The organism is Inquilinus limosus (assembly GCF_051487185.1).
Classification (GTDB): domain Bacteria; phylum Pseudomonadota; class Alphaproteobacteria; order DSM-16000; family Inquilinaceae; genus Inquilinus; species Inquilinus limosus_F.
Genome location: NZ_JAHVDK010000028.1, coordinates 1 through 18,234, shown reverse-complemented (window position 1 = coordinate 18,234; position 18,234 = coordinate 1). Strand labels below are relative to the sequence as shown.

The window sequence follows — 18,234 nt, the reverse complement described above, 5'->3', positions numbered from 1 at the left end:
ATTCGCTTCGCCCTTAGTTACCGCATTCCGCTGCCATGGGCACGGCCGGATGCATTTGGGCGAAGCCCTATCGGAAGGATTCGATTTGATTGGATTTTGCAGATTTTAATGCTCAGATTGTCGATTGTTTTGCAATGCGGAAAGGATTTCCTATTTCGCGGAGACTGATGATAGCTTACATAGCCTATGGTTTCGGGTTCATGCACAAGCGGTCGTCGTAATGCCGTGCCGCCGGCGTCGGGATCCCCCAAGATCCGGGCGCCGGCGGACCAGGGGGAGCGCAACGTCCCGAAGATTTCGGTTCGGACGACTTGTCCCCATGACGACCGTGCCGCCGGTTCCGGCGGCCGGACGACAGCTTGGAAAGGAGCAGGACGTATGGCTCAGGACCAGATCCTGTTCGATGTGACCCGGCTGGTGCGTCGATCCGGCAGCGCGACGCCGACGGGCGTCGACCGGGTTGAGCTGACCTACGGCCGGCACATGCTCGAGCGCTATCCCGGCGAGGTCCAGTTCATCGCCCGCTGGCGCTCGCGCTACTGGCAGCTCTCGACCCCCGCCTTCGCCCAGTTCGTCGCCAACCGGCTGGAACGCTGGAGCTTCGGCGCCCAGCGCATCCGCAGCCACGAGGCGGACCGAATCGCGCGTTTCATCGGCGTGCCGCCGGAACAGTTCAGCGGCGGCCGGACGGCAGTGACGCCGGCCCCGTCATTGCGGCCTTCGGCGCCCCTGCTGCAGCTCGGCATGGACGCCCTGCTCGGCGCCCGCGGGCTGCTGTCGCGCATGATCAGCATCAGCGCCCGGCGGCAGCAGGCGATCTACGTCAATGTCTCGCATGAGGGGCTGCACCAGCCGGCGACGCTGCAGCGCTTGGTGTCGCGGCGCAAGCTGGCGCCGATCTACCTGGTGCACGACCTGATCCCGATCGACCATCCGGAATATGTCCGCCCCGGCTATGCCGCGCGACACGTGGCCCGGATCGAGGCGATCTCGACCACCGCCGCCGCCACCATCGTCAATTCGCAGCAGACCAAGCGCGACCTGATGAAGCATGTGCAGCGCCACCACGGCAGCATGGACGGCGTCTATGTCGCACCGCTCGGGGTCGACCACCGCTTCGCGCCGCAGAAGGTCAACGACCTGGAGAGCGAGCCCTATTTCCTGATCATCGGCACCATCGAGCCGCGCAAGAACCATCTGTTCATGCTGCAGGTCTGGCGCGCCCTGGTGCAGAAGCTGGGCAAGGCGGCGCCGAAGCTGGTGATCGTCGGCCGCCGCGGCTGGGAAAACGAGAACGTGATCGACATGATCGAGCGCTGCGATCAGATCGCCGACCATGTCATCGAATGCGGCCGGGTGCCCGACGCGGTGCTGCACCGCCTGCTGATCGGCGCCCGCGCCGTGCTGTTCCCCTCCTTCGCCGAAGGCTACGGGCTGCCGCTGGTCGAAGGCCTGTCCTGCTCGGTGCCGGTGATCTGCTCCGACCTGCCGGTGTTCCACGAACTGGGCAGCGGCATCCCGGAATATCTCGACCCGCTGGACGGCCCCGGCTGGATGGAGACGATCATCGATTACGCCAAGCCGAACTCGCCGCGCCGCCAGGCGCAGATGGCGCGGCTGGCCCGTTTCAAGGCGCCGACCTGGGACCGGCATTTCAACATATTCGACGACGTCGTCTCCGACGTGCGCCGGAAATACAGCATCTGCTGAGAGACCGCTTGGAAATGCACCTGGCGCGGCCGTCTGACGGCGATTTCTGCGCTTCCGGTGCTCACGGACCTTCATGTCCGCTGCGCTCCGGTTCTCGAAACCACCGCCAGCCGACTCACGCCAGCGCATTTCCAAACGGTCTCTGAGACAGGCGCTCACATCCCCTGGAACAGGGCCGCGACGATCGCCTCCGGCGCGTCCTCCTGCACCAGATGGCCGGCATCGGGGACGCGGGTCAGCCTGCCGCCGGTCAGCTTCGCCGCCAGCCGCTCGCCCTGCGCGATCGGGATCCAGGCGTCCTGCTCGCCCCACAGGATCTCGACCGGCCAGCCCATCGCCGCATAGCGGGGCTCGATCTCGGTGAGATAGCGGTCATCCATCTGCGCGATCTGCCGGTAGAAGGCGGGGCGCCCCGTCTCCCCCTGCCAGGGCCGCATGTAGATGCCCATCGCCTCCTCGGTGAGCGGATTCCGCGCCGCGCCCTGGATATAGACCCGCAGCAGCGCGTCATGGGCGTGGTCCGGCAGCCCGGCGAAGGCCGCCTCATGCGCGGCGACGTGGCGGAAGAAGGGCGAGCCGGACGGCGCCAGCGCCACCGGATCGACCAGGGTGAGGCGCCCGTAGCGGCAGCCTTCGAGATAGCAGGCCCGCAGCGCGGTCATGCCGCCGAAATCGTGCGCCAGGATCTCCGGCTCCTCGAGCCCCCATTCGCGCAGCAGGGCGGCGAAGAGCACGGTCTGGACGGCTGGCGAGACGTCCTGGCCGTCGCGCTGCTCCGACTGGCCGTAGCCCAGCAGATCGAAGACGTAGACCCGCCGGCGGCTCGCGGCCAGCGGTGCGATCCGGCGCCAGGCCTGTGATGAGAACGGCGTGCCGTGCAGCAGGACGAGCGGCGGCCCGTCACCAATCGCGCCCCAGGCCACAGCCTGGCCGCGAAACTCGAAGCGGCGATCCAGAGTCAGCATGAGCGTTCCCCACGCGGTTGCTCCTGCTATGACGGCTGGATCGTGGGACCGGTTCCCGCCGCGGCAGGCCGGGCGCCCGGTCAGCCGGCGCCCCCGTCCAGCCACGACCGGATGAAGCTGTTGATCTGCTCCGGCCGCCATTGCACCGAAGCCCTGCCCTGCCCGCCCGGCCGGGGCGCGGCGCGACCGCAGTCCAGGATCATGAAGTCGGTGCGACGCTCGCGCTCCGGATCCACCTCCGCCAGCACCGGTGCGTGGTCGCCGTAGAAGGCCAGTAGCACCCGGTCCGCCGCTGTATTGAAATGGGTCGCGAGCCGGGCCAGCATCGTATCGGCGTTGCCGATATGGTGCAGATATTGCTGCAGCGGCTCGTCCTTGCCCGGCACCCGGCCCGGGCGGAAGGGATCGTGCGCCTCCATCGTGACGCAGACCAGGAACAGCCTGACCCCGTCCTGCCGCGCCCGGCGCAGCTCGTCCTCGATCACCCCGGCCACGGCGGCGTCGGAGATGTAGTAGCCGCAGCGCTCGGCGCCCGGCAGGTCGCGCTGGCCGATGAAGCGGTCGAAGCCCAGCGCCGGAATCGCCTCGCGGCGCCGGAAGAAGCGCTCGTCATAGGGGTGCAGGAACACCGTACGCCAGCCCCGGCGGCGCAGCGCCGCCGCCAGCGAGGCCGGGGCGAAGCGCTGCGGCCGGAGATAGGGGTGGAGCCCGTCGAAGGACTGGTCCTCGGCGCCGAGGCCGGTGATCACCGCGACCTCCGGGCGCAGCGTGTAGGCGCCGAAGCACGGCACGTCGAGCAGGCCATGCACCAGGGCACGGGGCCTGAGCCGGTCGAATTCGGGCAGTTCGGTCGCGATGCCGATGCGGCGCAGATCCATGAAGGATTCGGACTGGACCGCGACCACCGCGTCGACGCCCGTGCCGGGGCCGGGCGGCGGCAGCGCCGGCAGCGGCCGGCGGCTTTCGCCGCGCCAGCGCAGCCAGGCGGTCGGCAGCGACAGGGCCAGGCCGAAGCGCCGGACCGCGCCGCGCGGGTCGCAGGCATCGGCGAAGGTCAGCGCCTTCGGCCAGGGGATGAGGGCAGCCGCGGCGCCGAGCAGCGCCGCCTCGACCGCCAGCAGGGCCAGCTGCGCCGGCACCGGGATGCTGCGCGGTTCGAGCCCGATCCACGCCGCGATCACCGCCAGCAGCACTGCGACGCCGCCGGCCAGGACCAGCCCCTCACGTCGCTCGATATAGAACAGGCTCGGATGCCGCAGCATCGGCAGGATGAAGGCGAAATCCGAGAACACCAGCGGCTCGTGGAGCACACGGTGCTTGGCGTTCGAGATCGCGACCAGGATGGCGAGGGTGATCAGGCTGGCCACGAGCGCGAACCAGAAGCGGCCAAGGAGGCCGAGCCAGGCGCCGAGCAGCAGCAGGAACACGACGGCGCGGCCGAGGAGGGCGGCGCGGCTGCCGCCGAAGGTCCCCCGCCGCGGCCGGGCCAGCGAGTCCACCGCCTCCCAGGCGACGGCGCCGCCGGCCAGACCGATCAACTCGGGTGCGACCGGCATGGCGCCGCCTCCTTCCGCGGCCGCGCTCAGCCGCCGCCCGACACCACCGTGGTCGCCGGGGTGCCGACCGAGATGGCGCCGCGCACCACCGACAGGAACTTGAGGAACTCGACCGAGGACGCGGTGCCGACATAGATCAGATCGCGGCTCCGCACCGGGAACTGCTGGGCATAGAAGAAGCCGCGCGGATCCTCGAAGCTGAGGCGATAGACCACCGGGACCGGCTGCCGCGTCGCCAGCAGCGGCGAGTTGTCCCGGATCTGGCGGAACACCGCCCGCGACTCGAAGCGGAAGATGAAGACGGCGCTGGCATCGGCGGCGTTCGGCGCCAGCCCGCCGGCCCGGCCCACCGCCTGCGCCAGGGTGAACGGCTCCTGATCGATCGGCAGCTCGCCGGAACTGCTGACCGAACCGAGCGCGGTGAAGGTCTGCGGGTGGCGGGTCACGTAGATGACGTCGCCGGGCTGAATGTAGATGTTCTCCGAAGGGTCCTTCAGGACGGTGGGAAGGTCCACCGTCTCCGACGCCCCGGCCCGGGTCAGGGTGATGAAGGTCTCCGCCGGCAGCGACCGGATGCCGCCGCCCTGGGCGACGACGTCGAGCAGCCGGTCGCCCTTGATGTTGAGCGGCACCCGCGCGGCGCCGGTCTGGTCGCCCAGCACCGAGGCCGAGGCGGAGGCCGATTGGGGGACGGTCACGATCACCTGCGGCTGGCTGGCCTGGCTGGTCAGCGCCTGCTCGATCGCCTCGGCGACCTGGGTTGGCGTGCGGCCGACCGCGCGGATCGGCTTCGCCGCATAGGGCACCGTGATGTTGCCGCGCTGGTCGACGACCTGGGGCGGCAAAGTGACGCTGTGCGCCCCCTCGGCGCCGGTCGGGGTGACGCCGCCGCCGGCGGCGAACAGGCCAGTGCCGGCCTCCCAGATCTGCACCGAGACGACGTCGCCGACGCCGATCTGCTGCATCGGCGCCGGCGCCTTGTCGCCGAACCGCTGCATCAGGCTGGGGCGGGGGGCGCGATTCAGCGCCGCGAGCGTCGTCTCGTTGAGATCGACGATGGCATATCGGGTATCGACGGCCTGGGCCGCCTCCGCAGCCGATGCCTTCTCGCCCGACGCCAGGATCTGGCCTGCCAGGGGGCCGTGGCTCGGCAGCTCACCGCAGGCGGGAAGCGCGAGAACGGCGGGAACGAGCCAAGCCAGTCGCCAAGTCATTGAGACGTCGTCTCTCTGCTGAGCGCCGCAGCGCGAATGCTTGGGTGCATACCAGATTTCGGACGCGGGAGCCAATGTTCCATGCAACCACACTTTCACATTCGAATCCGGAATCCAAGGCACCGCGCGGCTTCCAGGACTCTCAACCTCAAATTCCTGTTTTCGTAGACCGCTTTAGGTTTTATATCTATAGGGGCACGCCAAATCTCCGATGGCGATGTCGGCGGGGCTGTGTTCCGATACGGCCTTCGTCATCGGGGGCTGCCGAAGCCTTCGTTCCGAGTCGCTGGACAGCACAGGACCACGCCGTGACGCCTCAGACGATCATGATCGACGGCTACAATCTCGGCCTCGAAACCGGCACCGGGGTGGCCACCTATGCCCGCAACCTCAGCTACGAGCTGCACAATATCGGCTACCGCACGGAGGTGCTGTATGGCGGCCGGGCGGCGCCGAGCACCCAGCAGCTGCTGCGCGAGATCGCCTTCTTCGACCCGGCCAATGTCGGCGACACGCCGCGCTGGCTGGAGTTCCTGCGCTATGTCAACGAGCTGATCTATTCGCCGGCGGGGGTGCGGGCCAAGCCGGTGCCGATCACCGGCAAGGTGATCGCCAAGACCTACCGGTCGCGCCTGCCCTATTACGACCGGATCTGGACCGTGCCGGATCTGTGGAACCGCTCGTACCGGCACTTCGCCATCTACCGCAACCGGATGACGGTCACCGCGCGCCAGGCGCCGCGGCTGATGCACTGGACCTATCCGCTGCCGCTGCGCATGGCCGGCGCCTGCAACATCTACACCATCCACGACCTGGTGCCGCTGCGGCTGCCCTACACCACGCTCGACAACAAGCGCCGCTATCACAAGCTGGTGCGGATGCTGCTGCGCCGCGCCGACCACATCGTCACGGTGTCGGAGACCTCGAAGCGCGACATCGTCGACCTGTTCGGCTATCCCGAGGAGCGCATCACCAACACCTACCAGGCGGTCGACATCCCGGCGAAATACGCCGAGAAGCCGGAGGAGGCGGTCAAGCGCGAGGTCGAGGGCACCTTCAACCTGGTCTACAAGGACTACCTGCTCTATTTCGGCGCGATCGAGCCGAAGAAGAACATCGGCCGACTGATCGAGGGCTATCTCGCCAGCCAGATCAAGACGCCGCTGGTGATCATCGGCAAGCTGGCCTGGAAGACCGACCAGGAGCTGCGGCTCCTGAACGACTCGACGATCCGCTACCTGGAGCAGGTCGACACCCTGACCTTCACCCGCAACCGGGTGCTGCGCATCGACTATGCCCCCTTCCCGCTGCTGGTCAGCCTGATCCGCGGCGCCAAGGCGGTGACCTTCCCGTCGCTGTACGAGGGCTTCGGCCTGCCGGTGCTGGAAGCGATGCGCCTGGGCACGCCGGTCCTGGCCTCGACCGAGGGCGCGGTGCCGGAGGTCGCCGGCGACGCGGCGCTGCTGGTCGACCCCTACGACACCCACGCGCTGGCGGAAGCGATCCGCGCCCTCGATGCCAATGCCGAGCTGCGCGGCGATCTGGCGCAGCGCGGTGGCCGCCAGGCGGCTCTGTATTCGCCGGACCGCTACCGCGGCCGGCTGGCCGAGATGTACCGGCGACTGCTGCCGGCCGGAGAACAGGCGCCGGCCGCGGCGGCGCCGGAGCCGGCGGCCGGAACGCCGGTTCTCGCGGATGGAGATCAAAGGTTTCGTTGAGGAATTGGGAACGGAGCGGAAAGGTTTGGTGGTTTCGCAGGTTTCCTCGTCGCACCTCGTCTGCTATGCTGCGGTGCAGCGAACGGAAGCGCAGCCGCCCCGACTGTCGTGAGGTATGGCTTGGGCAAGACACCGGACAATCCCTCGGAAGACCTCTCCGAAAAGCTGGACCAGCAGGCCTCGGTCCCGGACTCCGCTGATGCGCGGGTGTCGCGCCGGTCGATCGCCGAGCTGCGCGCCGCCCGGGCGCGGCTGGCGGCCCGCCGCGCCGGGGACGTCTCCGGCCCTGAGACGGAGGCGGACACACCGCCGACCGATGCCACCATCACTTCGCTGCCCCGCCGGCGGCCGCCTGCCGAGGAGCCGATGACCAGCTTCGTCCGCGATGTCCCGGTGCGGTCGGCGCCGCCGCCGACGGCCAGGCGCCTCCCCGACCGCCGCGTCGACGCGGCGACCGAGCCGCTCAAGCTGCCCAGCCGCAAGGCCAGGCTGTCGGTCGGATTCTGGCTGTCGCTGCTGCTGATGGTGGTGCTGCCCACCGGGCTGGCCGCCTACTACTATTTCTTCGTCGCCGCCGACCAGTACGTCTCCGAGTTCCGCTTCGCGGTGAAGTCGTCGAACGCCTCGGCCTCCTCCGCCACCACCGATCTGGTTGGCGCCGCGCTGGGCCAGTCGGCCCGGCTGTCCGCCTTCAGCGACAACTTCATCGTCGCCGACTACATCAGCAGCCGCGAGGCGGTGTCGGACCTGCTGAAGACCGTGGACCTGCGCCAGATCTACAGCGACCCGAAGGCCGATTTCCTGGCCAAGCTCGACCCCAACGTGCCGGTCGAGAAGCTGGTGGAATACTGGCAGAACCGGGTCGACGCCAGCTTCGACGTGTCGACCGGCATCTCGATCGTCCAGGTCAGGGCCTTCTCGCCCGAGGATGCGCTGCGCGTCGCCAAGGCGCTGATCGCCTCCAGCGAAGACCTGGTCAACCGCATCGCCGAGCGGGCCCGCGAGGATGCGGTGCGTTTCGCCGAGCGGGACGTGAGGAGCGCGGAGCAGCGGCTGCGCGACGTCACCGCCAAGCTGCGCCAGTTCCGCAACGTGCAGCAGAGCCCGGACCTGTCGACCAGCGCGTCCTCGACCCTCGGCCTGTCGCTGCAGCTGCGCACCAACCTGGCGCAGATGGAAGCGCAGCTGACCTCGCTGTCGACCCATATGGCGCCGGATGCGCCGACCATCAAAGTCCTGAAGAACAACATCGCCGCCACCCGCGATCAGCTCAACAAGATCGAGGGCGAGCTCGGCTCCGGCGTGGCGCAGGGCGCCAAGCCGACCGACGAAGGCTACGCCGCGACCCTGTCGGATTACGAGGACATCCGGCTCGAGCTGCAATTCGCCCAGCAGAGCTATCAGAACATGCTGACGGCGCTCGACCAGGTGCGCAGCAGCGCCATGTCGGACCGCACCTATCTGATGCCCTATGTCGAGCCGGCCATGGCCGAGTACCCGCTGTATCCGGCGCGGGTCGAGGACGTGCTGATCGTGCTGCTGATCGCCGGCGTGGCCTGGGCCATCACCATGCTCACGGTCTATGCCGTGCGCGACCACATGATCTGAGAGCCCGCCTTGAACCTCTACTGCGACGGCCGTCTGACGTGGTTTTCTGCGCTTCCGGTGCTCACGGACCTCCATATCCGCTGCGCTCCGGTTCTCGAAAACCACGCCAGCCGACTCCTCGCAGCGAGTTCCAAAACGGCCTCTGAGGCGGGCCGCACGATGCCGACGGGCGCCCGCCTTTCCCGAACCATGTCCGGAGCCGCGGCATGACTGCGTTGGCGCCGCCGCGCTTCGGCCAGGCGATCGGGGTCCAGGCCCGGGTCGTGGTGTCGCTGATGCTGCGCGAGATGCGGATGCACGCCAAGCATTCGCGCCTCAGCTACCTGCTCGAGATGCTCGAGCCGATGCTGCAGCTGACCATGATGATGACGGTGTTCGCCGCGATCGGCCGGCAGGCGGATTTCGGCACCAGCATGCTGCTGTTCCTCGGCACCGGCATGATCCCGTACTTCACCTTCGTCCACATCTCCTCCAAGGCGATGGGCGCGGTGCGTGGCAGCGGGCTGACCAAGAGCGTGCCGCTGGTGAAGCCGCTGGACCTGATGCTGGCCCGGTCGTTCCTGGAGACGCTGCAGCTCGCGGTCGTGGCGATGCTGCTGTTCAGCTTCATCTATGTCGTGATCGGGGTGCGCGACGCCTGGCCGGCCCGACCGCTGACGGCGATCTCCGCCTTCGCCGCGATCACGGCCGCGGCGATCGGCGTCGGCATCGTCAACGGCGTGATCGGCTCCTTCTTCCGGCTGTGGGCGGTGGTCTACGGCGTGTTCGGCCGGTCGCTGCTGTTCCTCAGCGCCGTGTTCTACGTGCCCGACTACATGCCGACGCAGATCCGCGACTGGCTGGTCTGGAACCCGGTGCTGCACGGCGTGGAGTGGTTCCGCACCGGCTTCTACCCGACCTATCCGACGCTGTGCCTGGACAAGACCTATCTCCTGTCCTGGGCGCTCGGCTCGATCTTCCTCGGCCTCACCATGGAGCGGGCGCTGCGGAACCGCAGGATGGCGGCGAAATGATCGTGCTGGACCGCGTCAGCAAGCGCTACCGCTCGCACGGCACCGGCCAGAGCAAGCTGGTCTTCGACGATGTCAGCGCCGTGTTCGAATCCGGCCGGACGGTCGGCATCCTGGGCAAGCGCGGCGCCGGCAAATCGACCCTGATCCGCCTGATCGCCGGGTCCATCCCGCCTGATTCCGGCCGGGTGCTGCGCCGGGGGCGGGTGTCCTTCCTGGTCGGCACCGCCGGCCCCTTCGTCACCACCATGACCGGGCGCGAGAATGTCTGGTTCACCGCCCGCCTCTACGGCGCCGACGCCAGGGAGGTGATCCGCTTCGTCGAGGCGCATGCCGGGCTGGGCACCGATTTCGACAAGCCCTTCTCCGCCTTCACCGGCGACAAGCGCAGCCGCCTTCTGTTCACCACCGCCTACGCCCTGCCCTTCGACATCTATCTCGCCGACGAATCGCTGATCGGCGGCCCACCCGGCTTCCGCGACTGGTGCGAGCGCCTGGTCGACGCTCGGCGGCAGCAGGCGACGCTGGTCTTCACCACCAAGCGGCCGCGCCTGCTGCGCCGCTTCGCCGATACCGGCGCCATCCTGTCCGACGCCCGGCTGCAGACCTTCTCTTCGGTGCGCGACGCCATCCTGGCGTTCAAGTCCGACGAGCCGGCCACCGACGACGATCCGCCGATCGAGGACGTCGAGGAGGAGGAAGATGACGAGTTGCCGGTGCCGACGCCGTGATCGCCGGCCCGCCGGCCTTCCCGACATGCTCGCCGCGAGCATGCGCCTTGGGCCTGGGATCGAGCGCCCATGCCCTTCCACCGGGTGCGACGCGCCCACTGCCATCTAGAGGACCCTCGATGAACACCTCTGAACTGATCGAGCTGTTGGCCCAGGACCATAATCTGTCGCGCGTGAAGGCGAAGCGCATCGTCACCACCATCTTCCAGGCGATCACCGATTCGGCCGCGCGGGGCGACCAGGTCTCGATCTCGGGCTTCGGCCGCTTCAAGGTCGCGATCCGGCCGGAGCGCGAAGGCCGCAACCCGACCACCGGGCAGCCGATCGTGATCGCCGCCTCGAAGAAGGTGGTGTTCAGCCCGTCGAAGCCGGTCCGCGAAGCCCTGAACGGCTGAGACCGCCGCACCGGGACCCAGCCGCACCCGCCGGGTTCCGCGTGCAGGCCCCTCCCGCGAGCTGCGCTTGGTAGCCGCCGGCCCGGCCGGGCCGGCGAACCAGTCCCTGTTGCCCATCCCCGCCCCTCCCGCCGCCGAGGATCCCGATGTTTCCGAAGCCTTCCGCCTCGCTGGTTCCGAACACCTATGCCTTCGAGACCACGCCGCTGGTGAAGCCGACCGGCTTCCGCGAATACGACGCCCGCTGGTGGTTCGGGCATCCCGGATCGGACAAGCCGCCGGAGCTGAACCTGATGGGGGTGCAGGCGCTCGGGCTCGGCCTCGGCACCTATCTGCATGAGGCCGGGGTGCGGCCCGAGGTGGTGGTCGGCCACGACTTCCGCGGCTATTCCATGGCCATCAAGATCGCCTTGGCGCAGGGGCTGATGGCGGCCGGCTGCACCGTGCACGACATCGGGCTGGCGGTCTCGCCGATGGCCTATTTCGCCCAGTTCGCGCTCGACGTCCCGGCCGTGGCGATGGTCACCGCCTCGCACAACGACAATGGCTGGACCGGGGTGAAGATGGGCTGCAGCCGCCCGGTCACCTTCGGGCCGGAGGAGATGGGCCGGCTGCGCGACATCGTGCTGTCCGGCGCCTTCGCGCCGCGCTCCGGCGGCGGCTACCGCTTCGTCAAGGGCTTCGCCGAGCAATATGTGCGGGAGCTGACCGAGGGCCGGAAGGTGACGCGCCCGATGCGCGTCGTCGCCGCCTGCGGCAACGGCACCGCCGGCGCCTTCGCCCCGCGCGTCCTGGAGGCGATCGGCATCGAGGTGATCCCGCTAGACGTCGAGCTGGACCACACCTTCCCGAACTACAACCCCAACCCCGAAGACATGGAGATGCTGCACGCCATCGCCGCCAAGGTGAAGGAGACCGGCGCCGATTTCGGCCTCGGCTTCGACGGCGACGGCGACCGCTGCGGCGTGGTCGACAACGAGGGCCAGGAGATCTTCGCCGACAAGATCGGGGTGATGCTGGCGCGCGACCTGTCGGCGCTGCATCCCGGCGCCCAGTTCGTGGTCGACGTCAAGTCGACCGGCCTGTTCGCCGCGGACCCGGTGCTGCAGGCCCAGGGCGCCAAGACCGACTACTGGAAGACCGGCCATTCCTATATCAAGCGCCGGGTGCGCGACCTGAACGCCCTGGCCGGCTTCGAGAAGTCCGGCCATTTCTTCTTCAACCCGCCGATCGGCCGCGGCTATGACGACGGCCTCGTCACCGCCATCGCGGTCTGCGAGATGATGGACCGCAGCCCCAGCAAGACCATGGCCGATCTGTACCGCGCCCTGCCGCAGACCTGGGGGTCGCCGACCATGTCGCCGCACTGCGCCGACGAGGTGAAGTACGAGGTGGTGGACCGGGTGGTGAAGCGCTTCCAGGACATCGCCGCCAATGGCGGCTTGCCGGGGGGCCATCGCATCGTCGATCTGGTCACCGTCAACGGCATCCGGGTGACGACCGAGGACGGCACCTGGGGGCTGGTCCGCGCCTCCTCCAACAAGCCGGAGCTGGTGGTGGTGGTCGAGAGCCCGGTATCGAAGGACCGGCTGCACGAGATGTTCCGGGCCGTCGACGGCGTGCTGCGTGAGAATCCCGAAGTCGGCGCTTACAATCAGACGATTTGAGAGTGACCTGCCGCTGGAGCCGATGATGACCACCCCGACCCCGACCGAGCAGAGTGCCGCCCTGCAGGGCCTGCGCGACCGGCTGATGACCTGGCTGACCACCCAGGCCTTGCCGATCTGGTGGGAGACCGGCGCCGACCGCGAGCGCGGCGGTTTCCACGAGCGGCTGGCACTCGACGGCAACCCCTGCATCGAGCCGCGGCGCGCCCGGGTGCAGGCGCGGCAGGTCTTCGCCTATGCCGTCGCCGGCCGGCTGGGCTGGTCCGGCCCGTCGCGCCAGGCGGTGGAGCACGGCCTGGCCTTCTTCCGCCGCGCCTATGAGCGGCCGGACGGGACCTTCCGCACCCTGGTCGGGCCCGACGGCGCCACGCTGGACGACAGCGTGGTGCTGTACGACCAGGCCTTCGCCCTGTTCGCCCTGGCCGTCGCCGGCACCGTGGTCGCCGACCCGGCGCCGCTGACCGCGGCGGCGACGCGCCTGCGGCAACGGCTGGAGGCGACGTTGAAGCACCCGCTGGGCGGCTTCGAGGAGGCGGCGCCGCGCAAGCTGCCGCTGCTGGCCAACCCGCATATGCATCTGCTGGAGGCGTCGCTGGCCTGGGTCGAGCTCGGCTCCGGCCCGGACCAGCCGGCCTGGCACAAGTTGGCCGATGAGATCGCCGAGCTGTCGCTGTCCCGCTTCATCGACCCGGCGACCGGCTATCTGCGTGAGTTCTTCGACGGCGACTGGCGGCCGGCACCCGGCCGGGACGGCCGCATCGTCGAGCCCGGACACCTGTTCGAATGGGCCTGGCTGCTGGTCCGCTGGGGCAGGCTGCGCGGCCGCGACGATGCGATCGCCGCCGCCCGGCGCATGGCCGAGGCGGCCGAAGCCACCGGCGTCGACCCGATCCGCAACGTCGCCGTCAACGCCATCCTCGACGACGGCGCGCCGGTCGATTCCGGCGCCCGGCTGTGGCCGCAGACCGAGCGGATCAAGGCGGCGGTGGCCCTGGCCGGTATCGCCGCGACCGAGCGGGAGAAGGCGCTGTGGCGCGGCCGGATCGTCGCCGGCGTGACCGCGCTGCTGACCTATCTCGAGGTGCCGGTACCCGGCCTGTGGCGCGACAAGCTGCAGCCCGACGGCACCTTCGTCGAGGAACCGGCGCCGGCCAGCAGCTTCTACCACATCATCTGCGCGATCGAGGAGCTGGAGAAGGCCTTCGCCACCGGCGCCCTGGACGCGCCTTTGGCCGGCGCCGCGGCCTGAGGGCAAGCGCCTCCGCCCCCTCCCGCGGGGCGGGAGAGGCGAAGGGATTCGGACCGTAGGTCGGGTCGCGGTAGCGAACCCGACACCATGAGCGGGTGGCGGGATGTCGGGTTCGCCCTGCGGGCGAACCCGACCTACAGTGTCATTGCAGAGACCAGGTTTCGGTGCCCTCAGCCGGCCAGCCGCGCGAGGTGGTCTCGGATCCGGGTCGACAGACCGCTCTTCCAGTCGTCGAAGTTGTAGTCGGCAAGGATCCGGGCCTGGCCCTTCAGCGCCCGGGCCTTGGCCCCCTCGGGGTTGGTCAGGATGGCGCGCATCGCCGCCGCCGCCTGATCGATCCGCGGGCTGGCCCAATGGCCGACATAGGACTTGCTGCGCATCTGCTCCGGCGGCGTCGGCACGATATCGACCCCGACCAGGAAGGAGTTGTCCGGATCGCAGAAGTCCTGGGTGCCGGAGTAGTTGGAGACGATCACCGGCTTGCCCAGCATCATCGCATCGGCGATGCCGTAGCCGAAGCCCTCGGCCCGATGCAGCGCGACGAAGACGTCGGAGGAGGCGATCAGCGACCAGTATTCCGCGTCGGTCAGGTTGCCTTCGACGATCTCGATCCGGCTGTCGCCGGTGATCCGCTCCTCCACCTCTTCCCAATAGCCGTCGAAGTTGCTCCAGTGCGCGGGGTCGATCTCGCGCATCTTCAGCAGCAGCCGGACCTCCTCCTCGCCCTCGGGGAAGGCCTGCTGGAAGGCCTTGACCACGGCCAGCGGGTTCTTGCGCACGATCGAGGAGCCGAATTCGGCCAGCGACAGGAAGATCAACTCGCTGGGGCTGCGCCGGAAGCGGTCGAGGAACGGGCTGAACACCCGGGCCGGCGGCTGCGCCAGGCCCTTGCGGACGTTGCTGATCGGGGTCGAGGTGATCTTGCGGTAGCCCTCGGCGACGAAGCCGGACGGGGCCCAGATCTCGTCAACCGCATTGGCGCCGAGGAGATGGGTCTCCGGCGGCGTGTCGGTCTCCCAGAGATAGAAGCCGATGATGTGCGCGTCCTCGCAGATCGGGGCGAAGCGGGCGATCATCTCCGGCGCCCGGTCGGCGTTGACGCAGAGCAGGACCACCCGGGCGCGCAGATTCATGTCCTCGCGATAGCGCCCCTCGGAGTTGACGCACTGGCCGTCATCGGCGTTGAACACCAGCGGATCGAAGTCCGACAGCGCCTCGACGAACATGTTGAGGTTGCGGCCGAGGCCGGTGCCGTTGGCATGGCCGATGATCACCAGGTCGACGCGCTGGATCGCCGGCTCCGCCGCCGGCGCGGCCGCCAGCTCGGGCGCCACCGCCGAGATCGCGGCGAGCCGCGGGGCGCGGCTGTAGACCGCGTCGATCAGCTGCTGGCGCAGCGCCTCCGGCCCGCGCTCGGCGATCAGCTCCTCCGGCACCGACCGGCCGTTCAGAAGCGAGATCAGGGCCAGGTCGAAGCGGGTGAAGTGGCCCGTGACCTCCGGCGGCGTCGAGCCCCAGTAGGACATCCAGTTGCGCGGGTTGAAGGAGCAGCGGTTCTCCTCGACCAGATCGGCCAGCACCTCCTTGAACGACAGGGTCAGCGCGTAGCCGGCCTCCATCATCTTGTGGGTGGTGCCCTCGTCCTCATGCCGGAACAGCCAGTACCAGCTCCAGGGCAGGGCCCGGGTGCGGTAGGCGTCGACCACCTGGCTCAGCCGCTCCTTCAGCGCCTTCGAGATCAGCAGCTGGTTGTTCTTGTCGCTGATGAAGGGCGCGGTGGCGAACTTGTACTGGACCTTGCGCAGCCCCTCGTCGCTGAAGATGTCGATGTGCTGGTAGTGCCGGCGCCAGAAGGCGAACAGCGCCAGCGAGACGTCGTTCTTCAGGGCGCGTTTGTTGAACACGCCCTCGGACAGCGCCTCATGGATCTCGTTGGTCATGCAGAAGATGGCGCGGCGGTCGGCATACTCCATGATGTCGGAGATGATCCACTGCGCCGTGCCGTAGTAGCCGACCAGGTTCTTGGTGTCGCAATCGTACTTGTTCGCCATATAGCGGACGAACTCGGGGATCCGGCCCTTGACCTTGTCGTCGCCATTGGCGTCTAGGCGCGCCATGGTCTTCGGTAGGTCGCACTTGGACTTGTAGCGGGCGCCGAGATAGGCGGTGCGGCCGAGTATGTCGGTCAGGTGGTCGGCCAGCTCGTGCAGCGCGTCCGGATCCTTCCAGAAGGACAGGCCGGTGAAGGCGGGGCCGGGGACCACCGTGCCGTCGAGCTCGAAGCCGAGCGAGCGGTGGCGGCCATGCATGCGGGTGGCGGCGAAGGCCACCCGGCCGGTGGCGGGATCGGTCCGTGCGTCGAAGATCCGGCGGCCGTCGATCACCAGGCCGAGATCGACCGGTTGGGCCGGGTCGAGCTGGTTGATGCCCCAGAGATGGAGCATGCCGTCCTCGACGAAGATGCCGCCGATCGCCGGCTGGTCGAGCGGCGACAGCACATGGTTGTGCTGCGACAGGCACAGCGCCGCGGCCGCCTTGGCCGCAGCCGCGGGGTCGAAATCTTCGTCCGAATCCCGGGCCACGCTGTACAGCCGGTCGAGCAGGGCGGTGCGCCGGGTCGGTGGCATCCCCGCCGCCTCGTCCCGGGACGAGGCGGTGCGGGACTGCCGGGACAGCGCATTCACGCCGTCCCAATCCGCCGCATCGATCAGATCCTGCAACTCGTTGGGATCGATCGCCGAACCGGAGGCATCAGGAATCACAGCTGCGACCAAGGCTTGAATCTTCATCGCCGACGATCCTTCGACCGGGGAAACCATGGTTTTGAACGGGCGACTGGACGCGCCGTCCGGAATCGAAGACTATGCTGCAGCGCACCTAAATTCAAATTATAACGACGCGAAATCTGGTTTCGTGTCGGTCCAGCGGCGGAAACCCCACACCATCGGATGTCGGGAGAGTGCTCCGCTTCCCGGACTTCATAATTCGGTATGTCATCACCGGAAGAAGTTCGGAATATCGGAAGATTTTCCCGGAATTAGATGGGTTTCGCAGTGTTGAATTCGGCGGTGGTGCCGGTGGTGTTGTCGGGCGGGTCCGGGACGCGGCTGTGGCCGCTGTCGCGGGCGGGCTATCCCAAGCAGTTCCTGCCGCTGGTGTCGGGCCGGACGATGATCCAGGAGACGGTGGTGCGGGTCGGCGAGGCCGACGGCTTCGCCGCGCCGGTGTTCATCTGCGCCGACGACCACCGCTTCGTCGTCGCCGAGCAGATGCGCCAGATCGGCGTCGCGCCCGACGCCATCATCCTCGAGCCCTCGGCCCGCAACACCGCCCCGGCCGTCGCCGTCGCCGCCCGCTTTCTCGCCGACCGCGACCCCGACACCCTGATGCTGGTGCTGCCGGCCGACCACCACATCGCCGACCCCAAGGGCTTCCGCGCCGCCATCGCCRCCGCRKCCCCGGCCGCCCGCGCCGGCCATCTCATGACCTTCGGCATGCGGCCGACCGCGCCCGAGACCGGCTACGGCTACATCCTGCCCGGCGACGAGATCCCGGRCGCCCCCGGCGCCCGCACCGTCGCCCGCTTCGTCGAGAAGCCGCCGCGCGAGACCGCCGAGCGCTTCCTCGCCGAGGGCCGCCACCTGTGGAACGCCGGCATCTTCCTGTTCMCCGCCGGCCAGTACCTGGCCGAGGCCGCCCGCCACGCCCCGGCCGTGCTCGCCGCCGCCGACGCCGCGCTCAAGGCCGCCTCGCGCGACCTCACCTTCCTSCGCCTCGACCCCGCCGCCTTCGTCCAGGCCCCCTCGATCTCGATCGACCACGCGGTGATGGAGAAGACCGACCGCGCCGGCATCGTCCCGGCCGCGATCGGCTGGACCGATGTCGGCTCCTGGTCGTCCYTGTGGGAGATCGGCGACCGCGACGCCGACGGCAACCTCACCCAGGGCGACGCCCTGGCGCTGGCCTCGCGCAACTGCCTGGTCCGCTCCGACGGCATCCTCACCGCCGTCATCGGYCTCGACGACGCCATCGTCATCGCCACCGACGACGCCGTCCTCGTCGCCGCCAAGGACAAGGTCCAGGACGTCAAGGCCGTCACCGACAAACTCAAGGCGGCCAAGCGCCCCGAGGCCGTCATCCACCGCGAGATCTACCGTCCCTGGGGCACCGTCAAGTCGCTGCACGCCGGCGACCGCTTCCAGGTCAAGCGCGTCCTSATCCACCCCGGCCAGGCCATCGCCCTGCAGCGCCACTACCACCGCTCCGAGCACTGGGTCGTGCTCTCCGGCACCGCCCGCGTCACCATGGAGGGCCAGTCCCGCATCCTGCGCGAGAACGAGGCCGTCTACCTGCCGATCGGCACCGACCACAAGCTCGAGAACCCCGGCAAGATCGACCTCGAGCTCATCGA

The 18,234-nt window shown here is 68.9% G+C and carries 13 protein-coding genes; 9 read left to right on the top strand and 4 right to left on the bottom strand.

Going from position 1 to position 18,234, the window contains the following annotated elements:
- Positions 1-378: 378 nt before the first annotated feature.
- A complete protein-coding gene (locus KXR53_RS27025) occupies positions 379-1,710 on the top strand; it encodes a glycosyltransferase family 4 protein (protein WP_437378408.1) in 1,332 nt (443 codons plus the stop codon).
- Positions 1,711-1,865: 155 nt separating this feature from the next.
- Here KXR53_RS27025 and KXR53_RS27020 read toward each other — a convergent pair whose 3' ends face one another.
- The 3 genes from KXR53_RS27020 to KXR53_RS27010 all read right to left on the bottom strand — a co-directional run bounded on the left by KXR53_RS27020 (position 1,866) and on the right by KXR53_RS27010 (position 5,445).
- Positions 1,866-2,675, bottom strand: coding sequence for an alpha/beta fold hydrolase (locus KXR53_RS27020; RefSeq protein WP_437378407.1), 810 nt, complete (start codon positions 2,673-2,675; stop codon positions 1,866-1,868).
- Between the two features lie 80 nt (positions 2,676-2,755).
- Positions 2,756-4,231 (bottom strand): LTA synthase family protein, encoded by a 1,476-nt coding sequence (locus KXR53_RS27015; RefSeq protein WP_437378406.1) that lies wholly within the window; start codon positions 4,229-4,231, stop codon positions 2,756-2,758.
- A 26-nt stretch (positions 4,232-4,257) separates the two neighbouring features.
- Complete coding sequence (locus tag KXR53_RS27010; protein ID WP_437378405.1) at positions 4,258-5,445, bottom strand: polysaccharide biosynthesis/export family protein; 1,188 nt, start codon at positions 5,443-5,445, stop codon at positions 4,258-4,260.
- A 308-nt stretch (positions 5,446-5,753) separates the two neighbouring features.
- Between KXR53_RS27010 and KXR53_RS27005 the strand changes: the two genes are divergently transcribed.
- The 7 genes from KXR53_RS27005 (at position 5,754) to KXR53_RS26975 (ending at position 13,823) form a co-directional block, all read left to right on the top strand.
- On the top strand, positions 5,754-7,163 hold the full coding sequence (locus KXR53_RS27005) for a glycosyltransferase family 4 protein (protein ID WP_437378404.1): 1,410 nt from the start codon (positions 5,754-5,756) through the stop codon (positions 7,161-7,163).
- Between the two features lie 120 nt (positions 7,164-7,283).
- Positions 7,284-8,771 carry a hypothetical protein gene (locus KXR53_RS27000; protein WP_437378403.1) on the top strand — a complete coding sequence of 496 codons (1,488 nt, stop codon included), beginning with the start codon at positions 7,284-7,286 and terminating at the stop codon, positions 8,769-8,771.
- Between the two features lie 206 nt (positions 8,772-8,977).
- On the top strand, positions 8,978-9,784 hold the full coding sequence (locus tag KXR53_RS26995; protein ID WP_437378402.1) for an ABC transporter permease: 807 nt from the start codon (positions 8,978-8,980) through the stop codon (positions 9,782-9,784).
- A complete protein-coding gene (locus tag KXR53_RS26990) occupies positions 9,781-10,512 on the top strand; it encodes an ABC transporter ATP-binding protein (protein ID WP_437378401.1) in 732 nt (243 codons plus the stop codon). Before KXR53_RS26995 ends, KXR53_RS26990 begins: the two co-directional genes overlap by 4 nt.
- A gap of 119 nt (positions 10,513-10,631) precedes the next feature.
- Positions 10,632-10,907: an HU family DNA-binding protein gene (locus KXR53_RS26985; protein ID WP_026872678.1), complete on the top strand. Its 276-nt coding sequence runs from the start codon at positions 10,632-10,634 to the stop codon at positions 10,905-10,907.
- Between the two features lie 146 nt (positions 10,908-11,053).
- The gene (locus KXR53_RS26980) at positions 11,054-12,574 is read left to right on the top strand and encodes a phosphomannomutase/phosphoglucomutase (protein ID WP_437378400.1); all 1,521 of its coding nucleotides are present in this window, start codon (positions 11,054-11,056) and stop codon (positions 12,572-12,574) included.
- A gap of 25 nt (positions 12,575-12,599) precedes the next feature.
- Positions 12,600-13,823, top strand: coding sequence for an AGE family epimerase/isomerase (locus KXR53_RS26975; protein ID WP_437378399.1), 1,224 nt, complete (start codon positions 12,600-12,602; stop codon positions 13,821-13,823).
- Between the two features lie 170 nt (positions 13,824-13,993).
- Here KXR53_RS26975 and KXR53_RS26970 read toward each other — a convergent pair whose 3' ends face one another.
- On the bottom strand, positions 13,994-16,612 hold the full coding sequence (locus KXR53_RS26970; protein ID WP_437378398.1) for a glycosyltransferase family 4 protein: 2,619 nt from the start codon (positions 16,610-16,612) through the stop codon (positions 13,994-13,996).
- Positions 16,613-16,864: 252 nt separating this feature from the next.
- On the opposite strand from KXR53_RS26970, the gene KXR53_RS26965 reads away from it, so the two are divergent.
- On the top strand, positions 16,865-18,234 hold a 1,370-nt coding region (locus KXR53_RS26965; RefSeq protein ID WP_437378397.1), incomplete at its 3' end, for a mannose-1-phosphate guanylyltransferase/mannose-6-phosphate isomerase.